We start from the raw sequence: 16,728 nt of genomic DNA, 5'->3' as shown, positions 1-16,728 counted from the left end.
ACATAATTGTTTTTATCGTTTTTGAGTGCAAAACTATTAAATTTTTCGATTTATTTCGTAAATGTGAATTGTCTTACATATGTCTAATTAGAGTATGACTTTTATTTTTACTCAATTAGAAGTTTTTATCCATTCTATAGCTAGTTGCACGCGATCACGCATCCCCAGTTTTGCAAGAATACGAGAGACAGCTTTTTTGGCTGAATCAGGTTCAATAAAAAGCTTCTCAGCAATTTCTGCATTATTGAGACCACATGACACAAGGCTTACTATTTCAATTTCATGTTCTGTTAGAGCATCAAATTTAGCTCTAGCTATTTGCACATCTTGACTTGCACTGATTTGAGAAACATGACGAGCTAATATCTTTCCTGTTATTCTTGGAGTTAGCACAGCATCTCCTGCATTAATAGCTTCAATAGCAGATATAAGTTGCGGTCCGCGCACATCCTTTAGTAGGAAACCGGAAGCTCCAGAACTTAGCATTTTAAATGCATAGTCGTCATAATCATAAGTAGTAAGTGCAAGAATCTTAATATTTCTGTATTTAGTTTTAATATGTTTTGTCGCAATGATCCCATTCATAACAGGCATCCTAATATCCATAATTATTATTTCCGGCAACTGCTCACCCGATGCAGATAACCTTTCAAGCATATCTAATGCAACTAGCCCGTTTTCACAAGATCCTATGACAGTACATGTAGCAGATTTGTTAATTATCATTGAAAATCCATAACGGATAGCTTTCTGATCATCGACAATAATAACTCGGATTTTTTTGCGATCAATCATAGATATTTTCCTTTGGTATAATTGCATGCACTCTCCAGCCACCTCTAGCATAGACCCCTGCAGTAATAGAGCCTCCAATACTGACTAAATCAGCAGCGATATGAGCAAGACCATAACCAGTAGACGGAGTCTGTTCATGAATACCCATCTGTTTGCCATTATCAATTACAACAACTTCGAGTTCTCCTTTCAACGTTATGGTGATTTGAACACTAATTTCTGTAGCATGTGTAGCATGTTTCAAAGTATTCGTTATAGATTCGCGAATAATCCTGTATGCCCATTGAATTTGAACCCCCACTTCTGGAACTACTGGTGTTATTTCTAGCTGTGCACGTATTCCAAGTTTATTGATTCCTGCAACCAGTTCTTCAATATCGGTAATAGAATGTTCCTTATTACTATCTTGTTCTCCACCAGATATCGAGTTAACTAGAGTTCTCGTTTGCCGTAAGCCACTTCTAGCATATTCGTTGATAAGTTTCACTATTTCATGCTGTTTCACATCTAAATCATCATCTACTTGCAGACCCTCAGTGAGGCTAATAATTGCGGTAAGACAATGTCCAACAGAATCGTGTAGCACAGTTGCCATTCTCGTAGCTTTCTCATTAACTCGTGCTTGGGATTCACTCTCATGTAGTTCAGATAATATGGCTTGTTCTTGTTGTTTCTCTCTGACCTGATTTGCTCTCATTCGTATTAGAGCAGCAGTTAGAGATGTAAATACAAAAACAGAAATGGCAGGAATAATTAATTTCCTGCCGAAGACTACATATCCATAAAGAGTTGATAAGACAACTCCAGCACCTAAGGCTAATATACCTATTAACATTTTTCGCATATCAAGCAAACATATACCTGAAGAAGCCAGAATATACATGGTAAGCAATCCAATATTTACATCTCCACAATAGGCAGATATACTAGCGGCCATAAGAGATAAAGCAACAGAAATATGCCAATATCGGCGCCTACCAAATACTGCAATAGAAGTTAGCACAACCGTCATCCACACTATAATCGGATCAGCATCACTACGTAATCCAATTATTATTTGATAGATAGTCGAAAGTATTCCAATAATCCATACCGGCTCAGAGTTATTTATCCAAGCTGCATATATTTGGTCAAAGAACCCAAGCCGGTAACTACTTGAGGATATTCGTCTAGCGTTATAATCGTGATGAAATAAAGCTTTCTCACGCATATAAGTGCTCATAGCCTTGCTCGTTTGAATTGAACCTTTATGAATATCATTCCTAAAATTATCCACATTAGATTCATCATAACAGAGATAACAATCGAACCTACCGCATAAAAATCACCTATACAACGTACAGCACTTGCATACGCAAGAAGAGCCGGTGGATAAACAACAGATAATGCGGGTGCAACAATAGCCATTCCAAATCCTATGAGTGATGAAACCAACACAACTGTAACAATTGAAGAAAATCCTGAAAGGCGAACCCCAATACCCACTACAATCAGTTGCCAAGCTGTCATCGCTAATGCAATCGCAAATAAACGAGGAACTAGAGAAAATACATCAGAAATATGAAAATGAAGAAATATGCCAGCAACAAGTTGTAAAGTGCCAAACAGCAATACAGAAAACATAGAAATAACAAAGGAATGAAGCGTCAATGTTGTAATATACTTATTAACAACTCCAATAGCCTTTAAACGAGCAATATTACGGCCATTATGCTCATTAGACATTTTCTGCGCTTGCAGTGCACCAAGCAATATAGGAAAGAATAATGTCGTTGGCAACAACGCAGACTGACCCCATACTGCTAAATAGGTAACTCCTTGAGCCTTGAACTCTGCTTCATATGACTCATATTGACTAATTCCCATAAGCAATCCAAGAAAAGACGTACACAATAAAGCAATCCAATACCAAGTAATGTTATTTTTCCTACATTCCCAAGCAAATGTTTTTTTTATCATTGTTCCACCTTTCTAATTTTAATCAAAAACATGCACACACTAGACCAGAAAATCCCAACAATCACTGCTACTACGCCAAACAGTAGTGCTTCGGAGCTAATAGTAACCACGCCACCAGTTGAACCAAGTACCGGATTCGCAGCACTAACAATACCCCAAGGCAAAATCCAAGATAAATAATTTAAACCAGCAAATGGAAGTGCAGATGTACCTATAGCAGCAACCACAGCCATTCCAAGAGTCACACCTTGTTGTGAAAATTGTGTAGCAGCCCATGTATGTATAGCACTTACAGCAATCGCATCTCCTACCAGTGCAAGTAAAGCAGATAATGATATTATTGTAATGTTGTTTGGTCTATTAAATCCATATATTAACGATGATACGAGCGCTAATGCCAAAATGAAAACAGCAACTAGCGTAGTAATCATTATAGTTACAACAAGATTTGCACCAAACTGGCGACTAGCAGAAATTCCCATAGAACGCAGTTTAGTATCCATACCACCATCACGCGATGTGGTTACCACCCTAGAGGCGACAATTGCAGCAATAATCGGTAACACGTAGATAGCTAACATCATCACCTCATTCAATGCTAGCAAATAAAGGTGAATCTCTTTGGGGCCACGAGCACGTTTAGCAAGCGCTGCACCCAACCATAAGCCAACAACAGCAATGAATAATAATGTAATCAGCAAAATCTGTCGATGACGCAAACTTTTTAGCGTTAAAATAAACTGCTTCATTTTGCGACCACCTTTGATGTGTAAATTGGATCTGTTAGTTCTAAGAATGCTTCTTCCAAAGATTGACGAACCATTTGTACCCTATATACTTTCACATTTTGATTCACAAGATGTGCAACCAAATTTGCTACTACTTCATTAGATATAATTGGCAATATTAGGGATCTACTAGCCTCTTCCACTTTATAATCAATACCACAATTAGATAATAGAACTACTGCAGATTGCATATCAGAAACTTGTAGTTGCAAGTACCCTGCAGAACAAATATCCTGCATACGCCCCTCAAAGCGTAAAGTTCCTGCTGAGATAATCCCCACATAATCAGCCATCTGTTCAATTTCAGAAAGTATATGAGATGAAATCATCACCGTCGTACCACGGTTATGCGCCCAATTAACAATTAGCTGACGCATTTCTACTACACCAGCAGGATCTAAACCATTTGTTGGCTCATCTAAAATCAACACAGGTGGATTCGCTGCCAAAGCTAACGCTATACCTAGACGCTGCTTCATTCCTAAAGAAAACGCTTTCACTGGTTTTTTACCAGTTATACCTGAAAGCCCAACCATGTCGAGTGCTTCTCGACCTTGAGCACGAACAATGCCAAGATAATCGCAAACCAAATCAACGTTCTCTAAGGCACTTAAATTAGGATAAAATGCCGGACCTTCTATCAACGATCCTACCAATAACCCCGGCAACACTTTCTTAGAGCTACCATTACTTGCAGAATTCCGAAACTCTACAATCTGACCACTTGAAGGTTTAACAAGACCAAGCAACATCTTCATAGTTGTTGATTTGCCAGCACCATTTGGTCCAAGAAAACCATAGATGCTTCCACGTGGAACATGAATAGACAAATCCCGCACTACAGCCTGATCACCATAGACTTTTGATAGTCTACAAGTTTCAATTGCATACTTAGACATTAATATCTCCATTCATTTGTGATTTGTAATAATTTCGATACATTTCGCTACTATTCAATAGCTGCGAATGTGTACCAATTTCTGGTGATGCAATATCACTGAAAAATATAACTTTGTCTTGTGGTTTCAACATTCGTAAGTTGTGCGTAACTAACATAATTGATAATTGTTTGTTGTTTTTAAGATTCGAATGAATAGTTTTTATAAGTTCTTGATTTAACCCAATATAAGGCTCATCCAAAAAAACCCATCCGTTTTGAGCCGAAACAAGAGCGCGAGCAATAGCTAATCTCTTTTTTTCTCCACTTGACAAATTAGAAGCATTTTCCAACAATAAGGAATCCAATTTTAAAGGAAATTCTTTTATACGTTGATCTAAAGAAACTATTTCCAGTGCCGACCAAAGTAAGTTAGCATCTTTTTTATCATATTCACCCACAAGAAATTCTCGGATGGTAGATCCGCCTAAAGGTGTATCAGCTAACGAAACTCCAACTTTATCGTTAAAACTACTCGGCTGATACAACAGACCTTGATGAGGTATTAAACCAAGCAGAGTCTTAATAAAGGTTGTTTTTCCAATACCAGATCTGCCTATTAGAAATACCTTCTCTCCAGGAGTGAAATGAATAGTCCCATAATCTAAATGTTTATTTCCTGGTAAAGTTACGCTCAAATTTGTAGCAACTAATTCAGAGCTAGAAGAATCTTCGACAAATAATTGTTTAGGTTGCGTAGCAGTAAGGTCATTATTCCTATCTAGATTTTGTCGTACAGTTACATATCCAGTAAACGAGTTAAGCACATCTTTTAATCCTGATACAGATAGTGCTGCACATGATTGTATCATTAGCATTTCACCCAGGTTAACACTGCCCATTTTGAAACAAAATGCTAGATAAACGGCCAGAAAAATATTTGAAGCATATGTGAAAAAAGAAGAGAACGACTGAGCTAACGTAACTAGTTTTGTTAGCGATAGATAACTAGACGTTAGTGAATCATTTAATTGAATCCATTTATCTGCAATATAATTGGTTTTACGAGTAGAAATAAGAACAGCAATATCTTCAATATCATGTTGAATTCTAGTTGATAAGTTTTGCTGAGATTGAATAAAATCAAACGTCAATTCTTTTTGTCTATTAACAATGAAATAGTTAATGGTTGCAAAAAAAGCTAACCCTAAAAGTAGAACGACTGAAATAATAGGGGTAAAATAGGCTATGAATCCAAGAAGGACAGTAGAAGATATAGCTGAAAACAGTTGAGGAATGATTGCCTTTTGTAGCGTATCACGCACCGTAGTGCGTAAAGCTAACTTCTCGATTAAAGCACCTATGCTGGAACGTTCGAAATAAGATAATGGCTGTTGTGTCATTGATTTGATTAGACGATTTGAATAAGCCCTATCAAAATCTCTAGCCCCTTTTTCTAATGCTTTTACCTGCACAAAATAATTCAATACAGTAATTAGCCCTATACACCCTACTGCTATAAACAAATAGTTAAAACTATTGTTTTTCTCAACTATACAACGCAATAACGCAGCGTATAATAATGAAACACCTTGAATACAAATAAAAGAAAGCAGCATCCACAAAAAACCAGTTTTTGAAAATAAAGAAAAAACATTAGTTTTTTTCACAGGATCTTTTTTATCGATTTTCACTTTTGATGAAGAATCTTTAGAAATCGACAACACTGTTCCTGAAAAAATTCTACTAAGTTCATCAATACGGATACGTCTTATACCGTATGCTGGATCGTTTATAACTAAAAACTCTTTTTTTACTTTTGATAGCACAACATAATGATTGTTGATCAAATGTAAAATCAAGATTGAATCACTTTGCTTGGCATATTCCAACAACTCTAAAGAATTAATACGATATGCTTTTAACAGTAGACCATATTTTTCACATAAAGATCGCAAACTAGATGCTCGTAATCCATCAGACTCAAATAGGTAGTGTTCAGGATTAATCGAATATGGATCTCTGCTAATCCCATAAGCAGACAAAACCATGGCAAAACATGCGAGTAAACAATCTTTTTCTGACTGTTGTTTAATCATTTTCATTTGCATCACTCCTTACTGGAATAAGAGGAAACAAAGTTGCTTTGTCATTAGAGAGTTCATCGAGGAACAATTTAATCCCTGCTAGTCCTGTCATAAGTCCTAAAGATTGAAAACGATTATTACCGAACCCACATCCAAAATCAACAATATAACGTAGGAATAGTTTAATCTGACGACTCAATTCAACACTTTGATTTACAGATAAAAGACCTTGCTTATCAAGAAATATTAGCAACTTAAGGTTACCTGAAATGCCATGGCACATAGAAAAACTTGTTAATGAATAAAAGCTAGAAAGAATATGTTGAATCCCTAAATGAATTTCTTCACGAGCTTTTTGACGTTCAAAATAATCTAGAAATCCTACTGTTTTATCCAATTCCAATAATAAATATCGGCTAAGAACCATACCAGTTGTTCCATTACACCAGTTAGCAGTTGGAATTGATGGAATATGACGCGTATCCACCCATAAACCACTTGCATTTATAAATGAATCATCTGTCTTTATAGCTTTTAATCCAAGATCGACGTATTCTTCGTTATGGAGAACTATTCCAGCCTTAAGAAGCGACAATCCTATGCCAGCATTACCATGCGCAAAGCTGGCATTAGCTTTTCTTACTTCATTTCCGATAGGCCATCGCAAAATCCCTTCTTCACAGATCATTTTTTTCTTTAAACTGTATGCAGCTTCTTGAATAAGAACATGCGTATAATCAGTGTTCATATCAGCCAAAGAAAAAATAAAACCCGCGTTCCCTCCAAGAACATCATGAACACTATCTTTTCGAACACAATTCAAGATTTCATTAATATTGCACGATAAAAATCGATTACGATCTTCACCAACAATCAAACGAGACATATAACTCAAATAAACTGAACTAGATGTAAATTGACCATTCTTATCATCGGGAAGACTATTTTTAAGAACAGTCTCAATACCGTCTCTTCCAGAATATAAATTACTGGAAACAACATCAATAACTAGATTGTCCCGATCATCAACATTGGCTCCAAACCAATATCTATTCTTCGAATTATGTTTATCAATTACAGCATACTTTGTAAAGAATTCTTCAATACTAAAAGATAAATCGGAAGCTATCTGTGTTTGTGACTTTAGCGCAATTAAACTATTTTTTTTGCAAGTCTCACAATAGGTTATCCATTGCGTGTTTTGCACTGTAGCTACACCTTTAAGAGAAAACTCAATCACATCAACTTGAAATTTAAGATCTTTTGTATTCAGCCTTTCAAGTTGTTGTTTCATTAAAGTCATAGGAGTCAAAGAAAGCTCACATAGTAGCTGTTTATTCCCACCATAAAGATCTTTTGAATTTGCTCTACAGTAAAAAGACGGAATAAGTCCAACTTCTAGAACCGAACGCTCGTAGTCAACTAAATTTGAAGATAAAATACCATACTTCTTTTCGCAAAAAATCTTCCAAATATATTCCTTACGTTCTTGAAAACGATATGATTTCAACGCCTCTATAACAGCAGCATATTCTCGGGTATTACGTAATAAAATTCTACTTTCTATAGATGTAGCAACACTTTCTAACTTAGCAATCAACTCCTTACGCACTTTAAGAATAGCTGTATACGTATAATGAAAACCATCTAATATATCATCGTAATAATCTTCCCATGCCAAATTTTCTTCACCATCATATTTACTTAAGAAGGGAGAGGCAGTGTTAGTAGAGACTATTCTATCTTTTCTCTCAAACCTCATATCTAAAGTTCCTATATCAACCAGTTCCTTAACAGATCTAAGTATTCTCTTTGAAGATATAGCACCAACATCATCACGCTCAGATTGATTTGCAGCTAGTGGAAGCATTCCTGTCATAAGAACACTGTTATTTATCCGCTTCAATAGTTTATAATTAAAACTAACATCATTCTTGCGATAACTTTCATTTATATTTAACGCACCTAGTGTCTCATAATCAATAATTACAGGATATTCTCCATGAGCAATAATATTTTCATAATGCAAATCGCTCATACGCAACGCATAAGCCAAACACATAATTTGTCCAAATCTCCGGTAGTATCTTGAAGCCTGTTCTTTTGATGATAATGGTTTGCGATCAATAGATTCATACCAAGAATGATCCCCCAAATTTAAACTTTTTGGCCAAACCAAATCCAATATTTTCTCATCTTCAGATATTAAGCTCCATAGAACTTCCAATACTTGTAAATTACCATTTGAGCCACGCTTCAAATACAACTTAAAGTCTTTTGATTCTACTAGGAAAGAAGGAGGTGTTTCATGTAAATCACCGCAAACTTTAGTTAATATTTTATTNATWCAATATTGTAATCTTTATAAGATATTTTGCGCGCAAATTCAGAACTTTAGAATTTTAATTGCTTACGATTTGCGTACTTCCACCTCTCGTAAAATCAAGCACTGCACCTGCAAGATACGGCAACGAAACAAGATGAGTGTCTTTTTGCAAAGTCTCCAACGCATCTTCACGAGCCATAGCGATAATCTTTGCATCCTTAACAACTCGCAAAATCTTCAAACTCGAGCGACCACCCGACTGCTTATCGCCAAGAACATCGCCAACATTGCGCAATTCCAAATCTTTCTTAGCAATTACGGCACCATCTAGCGAATTTTCAACAACTTGCAAACGTTCTTGAGCAAGACTTCCATCCTCAGTTTGCGCAACCAAAAATGCCCAAGAATTCGTGCCACCACGCCCAACACGTCCACGCAACTGATGCAATTGCGCAAGACCAAAACGATCCGCGTCAAAAATCACAATGCAACTCGCTTGAGGCACATCAACACCGACCTCAATAACCGTTGTAGCTACAAGAACTTGCACATCTCCGCGCGCAAAACGTTCCATCGTTTCGCGTTTCGTAGCATCATCGTCGCGACCAGTAAGCTTAGCAAAAGTAACGCCTTTAAATTGCGGCAAAGCTGAAAGCCGCTTCAAAATGCCGTTAACTGTATGAAGTTTGCGCAAAGAATCTGCGTTATTTTCTTCAGATTGATTAGATTGCACAGATTGCGAAACATCTTCAAAACCTTCAGATTCATCGCTACCAAAATCCCTAGCAGAACCACTACCAGAATCCTCATTAAAATCATCATCAATATGCGCGCAAACAACATACGCACGCTCACCTGCATCAATGCGAGCACGAATATGCGCAAACATTCTCGCCATAGTATTCGCATCCGATTCTTGCACAACAAAAGTGCGAATAGGTTTTCTACCTCCAGGCAATTCAGTTAAATACGAAGCATCCAAATCACCGAACCACGTCATAGCAGCAGAGCGCGGAATAGGCGTTGCAGTCATTACTAAAAGATGCGGTGTAAAAGACTTTTCAACACTATTATGCGAATCTACGCTCATTTTGCGCAACAAAACATCGCGCTGCTCAACACCAAAACGATGTTGCTCGTCAATAATTACCAAAGCTAAATTAGTCGGCTTAAAAGTCGATGAGAACGCTGCATGAGTTGCAACAATAAGCGAAGGCTCTCCACTTGCCACACTCGCTAGCGCACGTCTGCGATCCGCAAGTCTCATGCCTCCAGTTACGACGATTACAGGCACTTTTAGATTCGCGCGCGTAATCATTTGGCGCAAATTTTCGGCATGTTGAGACGCCAGAACTTGAGTAGGAGCCACAAGCACAGCCTGATAGCCTGATCCAACTGCCTCGAGCATTGCAGCGAGCGCAACAACTGTTTTTCCGGAACCAACTTCACCTTGAAGCAAGCGACGCATCGGATGGTGCTCACGCATGTCACGTACAATCTCATCAATTACATCTTTTTGACCTGCAGTAAGCTCAAACGGCAAACTTTCCACAAATTCATTTCTTATAAGAGAATTATTACAAGATTTTGCTTGATTATCTTTAGAATCTTCACGAGATCGCAATACAGCTACTTGGGAAATAAAAGCTTCTTCATAGCGCAACGAGTCAACAGCTTTATAAAATTCGTCAACTGATTGCGGATTATGAATTGAGTATATTGCTGACGCTCTAGTCATGAGGTTACGTTTTTTTAGCACTGATTCAGGCGTAATGTTTGGGATTTGCAGGGATTCAGTAGTGCAAACTGCGGAATTTTTAGAAGCTGCGAAATCTTCAGAATATTTAGAAAGTGCAGAAAGTATAGAAAGTATAGTTTCGTGAATATGCTCGCTGGAAATCCTAGAATTTGCATGATACACGGGCATAGGAGCGCTCATACGCGCCAAACCATCTTCCACGCTTCTTACAGTATCGCGAGATTGATGCAAGCTATCGCTTTCTTTTACAGCAGATACAGTAAGAATTTGAGGATGCGTAAATTGCAATTTACCATTAAAAGCGCTAGACGTACCGCCAACAACAACCATTTCACCAACATGCATCTTTGCCGAAAGCCACTGAGCGTATTGACGATTTTTAGAAAAATAAATAAGTTGAGCTACCACTTGCATATCTTGCAAAACGTTAATTTCGATTCTAAAACCGCGACGAGCGTTCATAGGCACAACGTTAATTGACTGAACTTGCGCATAGAAAGCCACTTCTTCGCCAATTTTTATATCTTTTAAGTTCGCAATTCTCAATGGACTTGTGACTCTAAACGGGTAGTAAGTCAATGCGTCTTCGACTGTGACTATGCCCAAAGATTTTAATGCAGAAACGCGTCGCTTATTGCTGATTATTGCACAAAGCGAAGTATGCATTTTGGCTGAGTTCGTGGGCGTATTTAGCATATTTCGATTATAAATCATTCGCAATCAGGAATATAACGTGCGCACGAAAAAATATGCAAATACAAAAAAGCCCCGAGCAACACTCAGGGCCTTACAATTTAAACGCAATACAATGCGCGAATCACGCCTCAACGCGCTGAACCTTGCCAGCCTTAATGCATTTCACGCACACACGAAGGCGAACGTTCTCGCCATCAATGGTGGTGCGAACCGGCTGAAGGTTCGGGCGGAAGGTGCGCTTATTGCGGATATGCGAATGTGAAACAGTGAAACCAGTCTGAGGTCCCTTGCCACATACTGCGCAACGAGCTGCCATAATTGGACTCCTATTTTCTTTGACTTGCAAGTCTTGCGTCATTCAAACACACGAACTACTTACGCAAATTACTTACGCACATTGCATAAACAAATAAGCACGCTTGAACGCACAACTACACAAGTATATCACTTACCAAGACAATCCGCGCGCACGAACTCAGTCTTTTCTTGTAAATCCTTGACTGTCTTGCATCCAAGAAGAGCCATAATCACCCTAATTTGCTTCTGCCAGTTATCAATTTGCAAAGAAAGCGCATCCTCACCTTCATGCATAAGCGTATGCAAAAACTCGCCAGCGACACCAACTGCAGAAGCACCCAAAGCCAACGCACGCACAACATCCAAAGGCGTGCGAACTCCTCCACTTGCGAAAACTTCCATATTTTTTAACGAATCACACTTGCGTATGTCAACCAGCGACTCAACAGTAGTAAGACCCCAATCAGCCAAATAATCACAGTCGCCTAAGTTCCTGCGAGCATTCTCTATTGTTACAAAATTAGTTCCGCCACGACCAGAAACATCTACAGTGCGCACTCCAACATCTTTAAGACGATGAACATCTTTAGCAGAAATTCCGCATCCAGTTTCCTTCACAATCACAGGCACGCTTAGTGCTTCGCACGCACTGACAATAGACTCAATATTGCACAACCAATTTCGAAAATCGCGATCGCCTTCTTGCATAACCAACTCTTGTGCAGCATTTAAATGCACTTGTAACGCATTCGCATGAATCATGTTTACAGCACGCAATGCATCAGACACACTAGTTCCAGCGCTAACATTTGCCATCACAAATCCATGTGGATTTTCGCTTCTTATGACACTGAAAGTGCTGAGTAAAGTTTCGTCTCGAAGAGCAGCACTCAAAGATCCACTCGCCATAGCAACAGAATTTTTTGCAGCAACTCTAGCAAGACTTGCATTCACTTTTTTAGCAGCATCACTTCCGCCGGTCATTGCGTTAATATATATCGGCGAGCACCAATGCACAGAATCGCATACTTCGCTTCCTAGCACGTTCACGCTAGCGTCAATTTCTTCAAGCGCAACTTGTGGCAAAGCATTCGGCACAAAACGCACTTTGTCAAAATCTGAATCTGCACGAGTTTTATACTGCTTGTCCGCAAGCGCAATATGCGCGTCTTTGCGGTTTTGTATTGTGCAAGATTGAGCAGATTGTGCATTAGGTTCGCAACTCTTAGCAAACGCGTCTAATACAATATTTTCAGAAGGCTTACCAGTTCCAAAAATTTCCGTAACATCAATATTCAATGGCTTTATTCCATTGGCTTCCCAAGTAGATTTCATAGTTTCAATTACATTATTGTCATAAATTGTCGACAGCGCAATTGCACAATCTCCCCCGCCTGCGCCGCTAGTTTTTGCAGGAATACCGGCACAAGTCGCAATTTCAATAAATTTTGTAAGTTCATGCGTTTCGATAACAGTTCCAGTAAGAGCACTTAATTTTTGTAACAACGCACGATTTTGAGCAAAACCGCTAGAAATTTCGCTTATTTCAAACTTTTCAATTGCGCGCGCAAGTTTTTGCACGCAAATCTCACTTTGTTTGCAAAAATCTTCGTAAGTAAAAAGTTGATTTTTATTGTCAAAAGCACTAGTTTCGACGCTACTTTCCGTACTACCTTCAGCACTAGTTTTAACGCTACTTTCTACGCTACTTACTAGCTTTGCGCTAGACGCAGGAGAACCAGTCCACCCGACTAAAAGTTTTAGCGACTTATCTACATTTAAACGCTTAACTTCCAGTCGTGGCCACTTTTTGTACAACAACTCACCGAAATCAGAGCATCCGGATTTTACTAGCGTCAGCTCAGCTTCAAGCCACTCTCGGTTATACGCGCGATACATAATCCAACCGCCATAAGAGCTGGCAGCAACATCTCCACCGCTTCCGGATTTTTTAACACTCGACGACGCAATCAACGCTAGCTTGCAAATTTCTGGAGTCGAAAGATTCAAACCATACCATTTGCACAACGCGCGAATAACTGCAACAGTTACTGCAGCAGAAGATCCAAGACCGTATTTTCTACCAGTTTTTGCATCATCAAGTTCGCTAGAAATATGCACATTGTAACTTTTTCGGTTAATATTTGGCTCACATTTCTCACTAGCATAAGCGTCGACTACGCCCATTGCAGCGAGCACATAAGCATATTTTCCGTCGTTTTGTATTTCAATACTTCCGTCGGATGCACGCGCCCAAAGAAGCGGTTTATATTTTTCAGCATCTGACGTAATCACACCACAATAATTTCTGCTACTAGGCGCATTTTTCTGCAAATTTTCGCGTAACTCTTCGTTTAAGGTTTCATCACTTATGCTAACTGTTACATAACGACTAACAGCAGCAACAATTGCAGCACAGCCGTCAACAACAGCATACTCGCCAGCAATATAAAGCTTTCCTGGGGCACTAGAGCGCACTTGAGTCATATTATCCGCCTATTTTAAACTCGTACTCACCGTCACAGCGTCACCTGGCAGCGCAATCGCAAATTTCGGCTCGCAATATTCTGTATTACAAAAAACGCTAGAATTACGTAAACCATCCTCAACTCGCGCGCGCAACTGACACATCGCACGATAAGCATCATCTCCAGAAGTAAGCACCTTCACATTTGGACCAGCATCCATCGTAGACCACACCAGCCAACCATCTTTTCGCATATTTTTAACCGCTTCAAGCACAATATGCGTGCTGCTAGCTAAATAATTCACCGACGGAACAGCATTATGCATAGTTTCGTGCATTCCAAAAGCATTGCGTTCAACAACCTCACCCAATTGCTCAATATCTGCTCGCTTAATTGCGTTTTTAGCAATTTCAAGGTCGTCTTTCGACTGCTCAACCCATTGCATATACGTTGGCGAAGTTTCAACCGTTCTGCGCATCGCTTCTCGGCTAGAAATCGGCTTTTTGCTATCGTCCAAAGTAACAACAATCATAGCAAGGTTTAAATTTTTAAGCGCAACTTGTGCGTTTTCAATAGGCTCTGCGTAAGATGTTTCGTCGTCGCAACCTGCATGCCAAATTGAAAGTCCTCCAAAAATCGAACGACAAGCTGAACCAGAACCACGTCTTGCAAGTCTAGAAAGTTCTCGTGGAGTTAGGTTTAATCCAGCAGCGTACGAGGCAGCAGACGCAAGAGCTGCAAAACCAGACGCACTCGACGCAAGACCAGCAGCAGTTGGCACAATATTATGCGAAATAACGCTTGCTTTCGTTGAAATTCTTGCAATTTCACGCACCAAATCGAGCATAGCTACTACGCGACGAAAAGTTTTGGCAGACGGCGAAATCTTTTCATTATCTAAAGTAAAAGTATCTTGTTCAAGATTATTCGCAAAACTTACGCTTGTAGTTGTAAACAAATCCGAAAGGGTGAGCGAAAGCGAGGAAGTATAAGGCAAAATCAGCTTTTCATCGCGCTTACCCCAATACTTAATCAGCGCAATATTCGCGTTTGCTTTAGCAAAAGCTGAGTTGGGTGAAAGACTAGCGTCAAACGTTATTTTTGGCTGAATTTCAACATTTTGCATACTGTTCCTTTTGCGGCAGATACGTAATTCTCGTTTGTTAATGTGCTAGTCAATGTTTTAGCAAAACAGTGCGCACAAGCTTCTTTTCTTTAAATAACTGTAAAGTTTATGCTACATTTCAAGTAAAAATAAGATTCAATTTATTGCAGAATCACCTATATTCACAATCCAAGTATCGCAAGCTCCTGCATTTTTAAAAGCTTCACTCACTCGCTTAGCAGCATCCTCACTATCAGCCAGCGCAATGACACATCCTCCACCACCTCCGCCAGTAAGTTTTGCACCCAACGCGCCATGTTTGCAAGCAGCATCTACCAAAGTGTCAAGTTTCGCAGTACTTACGCCCAAATCCGCCAAAATACGGTGTGCGAAAGTCATTTGCTTACCCATATTTTCAATACGACCAAACGCCAAATCATCTTCTGCAACAGCCGCAATCTCCCCCAATTTATTGAGCTGCGCTCCAACTTCAACAGGATTCGATTCTAAACGAGAACGCAAAGCTTCAACTGTTTCGCGAGTCATTCCTTTGCATCCAGAATCCGCCAAAACAAGCCACGCACGCATGTTAATTTCCATGCGATCAAAACAGCCACGACTAAAACGCACAGGCCAGGAAGCAGCGGTTGCAGTGGCATCCAAGCCTGAAGAACGTCCGTGAGCCACGCACTCAGCAGTCTGCGTCAACTTAAAAATCTCATCATCGCTAGCTGAAACGCCATAATAGTCAAGAATCGCACGAATTATAGCACCAGCAGCAGCCGCAGACGAGCCAAGACCTCGTTCTGCTGGAAAATCAGACTCGGTAAAAATGTGCAAATTCTCACCGCTCCACCCTGCAAACTCTAGCGACGCGCGAATTGCTGTTCGTATGCTATTAAAGCGCGTAGGAATTTCGGAAAGTTTGCCAGTAAAGTCAAGGCACGAAAGAGTTATATGTGAATCGAGATTCGTCGTAGATGCTAAAGATTCGCGTGATGCAGATGCTAAAGATTCACACGAAGCAGAAGATAAAGATTTACACGATACAGGTACTAAAGATTCATTGCAATTAGTTACGACAGCGCGCATACGCAAGTTTTTAAGCGGCAAAGCTATTGCAGAATGACCATAAACCACGGAATGTTCGCCAAAAAGAATAACCTTCGCGCAAGTTTCGCCGTATCCTTTGTGATTGCTGTATTTTATTGCGTTTTCGAGATTCGTAATTGCGGAAGGTGTAATTGCGGAATTTTTACAAGCATACTCTTCGTCATTGCGAATAGCAGATATGCTGGCATCTTGCGCTTTTGCGTTCATACTAAACTCGTCGGCCAGTTCATATTTGCTTTCCAGCACAGTTTGCATCTCCTTGATAATTTCGTAATTTTCCAACTGTTCTAATTTAGTCGAGTAGAACTTAAAAAACTACGTTACGCACGTGACACTTACAACACATTCACATTTTCAAAATATTGCAGCATAAAAAAACTCTGCGCAGCATCGCAATGAGAAAACTCAATACAACGCAAACGCAGAGCTAATGCTTAAGTTCAATCCACATGTATTAC

At 39.3% G+C, this 16,728-nt stretch carries 12 protein-coding genes; all 12 read right to left on the bottom strand.

Annotated elements, in window-relative coordinates; all coding sequences use genetic code 11:
* Positions 1–111: 111 nt before the first annotated feature.
* Positions 112–795, bottom strand: a complete 684-nt coding sequence (locus A5295_RS00650) for a response regulator transcription factor (RefSeq protein WP_004111361.1) — start codon at positions 793–795, stop codon at positions 112–114.
* Positions 788–2,071 carry a sensor histidine kinase gene (locus A5295_RS00645; protein WP_157754340.1) on the bottom strand — a complete coding sequence of 428 codons (1,284 nt, stop codon included), beginning with the start codon at positions 2,069–2,071 and terminating at the stop codon, positions 788–790. Before A5295_RS00645 ends, A5295_RS00650 begins: the two co-directional genes overlap by 8 nt.
* A complete protein-coding gene (locus A5295_RS00640) occupies positions 2,014–2,754 on the bottom strand; it encodes a hypothetical protein (RefSeq protein WP_004111359.1) in 741 nt (246 codons plus the stop codon). The genes A5295_RS00645 and A5295_RS00640 overlap by 58 nt, the downstream gene beginning before the upstream one ends.
* Complete coding sequence (locus A5295_RS00635; protein ID WP_004111358.1) at positions 2,751–3,503, bottom strand: ABC transporter permease; 753 nt, start codon at positions 3,501–3,503, stop codon at positions 2,751–2,753. Before A5295_RS00635 ends, A5295_RS00640 begins: the two co-directional genes overlap by 4 nt.
* Positions 3,500–4,441: an ABC transporter ATP-binding protein gene (locus tag A5295_RS00630; protein ID WP_004111357.1), complete on the bottom strand. Its 942-nt coding sequence runs from the start codon at positions 4,439–4,441 to the stop codon at positions 3,500–3,502. The genes A5295_RS00635 and A5295_RS00630 overlap by 4 nt, the downstream gene beginning before the upstream one ends.
* On the bottom strand, positions 4,434–6,524 hold the full coding sequence (locus A5295_RS00625; protein WP_064621447.1) for a cysteine peptidase family C39 domain-containing protein: 2,091 nt from the start codon (positions 6,522–6,524) through the stop codon (positions 4,434–4,436). Before A5295_RS00625 ends, A5295_RS00630 begins: the two co-directional genes overlap by 8 nt.
* Entirely contained in the window at positions 6,511–8,766 is a 2,256-nt protein-coding gene (locus A5295_RS00620) for a DUF4135 domain-containing protein (protein ID WP_156518082.1), read from the bottom strand. The genes A5295_RS00625 and A5295_RS00620 overlap by 14 nt, the downstream gene beginning before the upstream one ends.
* 142 nt (positions 8,767–8,908) lie before the next feature.
* Positions 8,909–11,305, bottom strand: a complete 2,397-nt coding sequence (locus tag A5295_RS00615; RefSeq protein ID WP_064621445.1) for an ATP-dependent DNA helicase RecG — start codon at positions 11,303–11,305, stop codon at positions 8,909–8,911.
* A gap of 103 nt (positions 11,306–11,408) precedes the next feature.
* Positions 11,409–11,603: a 50S ribosomal protein L28 gene (gene rpmB, locus A5295_RS00610; RefSeq protein WP_012913853.1), complete on the bottom strand. Its 195-nt coding sequence runs from the start codon at positions 11,601–11,603 to the stop codon at positions 11,409–11,411.
* A 128-nt stretch (positions 11,604–11,731) separates the two neighbouring features.
* Positions 11,732–14,071 carry a type 2 isopentenyl-diphosphate Delta-isomerase gene (gene fni, locus A5295_RS00605; RefSeq protein ID WP_064621444.1) on the bottom strand — a complete coding sequence of 780 codons (2,340 nt, stop codon included), beginning with the start codon at positions 14,069–14,071 and terminating at the stop codon, positions 11,732–11,734.
* A 9-nt stretch (positions 14,072–14,080) separates the two neighbouring features.
* Positions 14,081–15,178, bottom strand: a complete 1,098-nt coding sequence (gene mvaD / locus A5295_RS00600; RefSeq protein ID WP_064621443.1) for a diphosphomevalonate decarboxylase — start codon at positions 15,176–15,178, stop codon at positions 14,081–14,083.
* Positions 15,179–15,313: 135 nt separating this feature from the next.
* Positions 15,314–16,516, bottom strand: coding sequence for a mevalonate kinase (gene mvk, locus A5295_RS00595; protein ID WP_064621448.1), 1,203 nt, complete (start codon positions 16,514–16,516; stop codon positions 15,314–15,316).
* Positions 16,517–16,728: the final 212 nt, after the last annotated feature.

The organism is Gardnerella sp. 26-12, assembly GCF_001660745.1.
In the GTDB taxonomy this organism is placed as follows: domain Bacteria; phylum Actinomycetota; class Actinomycetes; order Actinomycetales; family Bifidobacteriaceae; genus Bifidobacterium; species Bifidobacterium swidsinskii.
The sequence above is the reverse complement of the archived record's forward strand: the minus strand, read 5'-3'. Positions and strand labels throughout refer to the sequence as shown.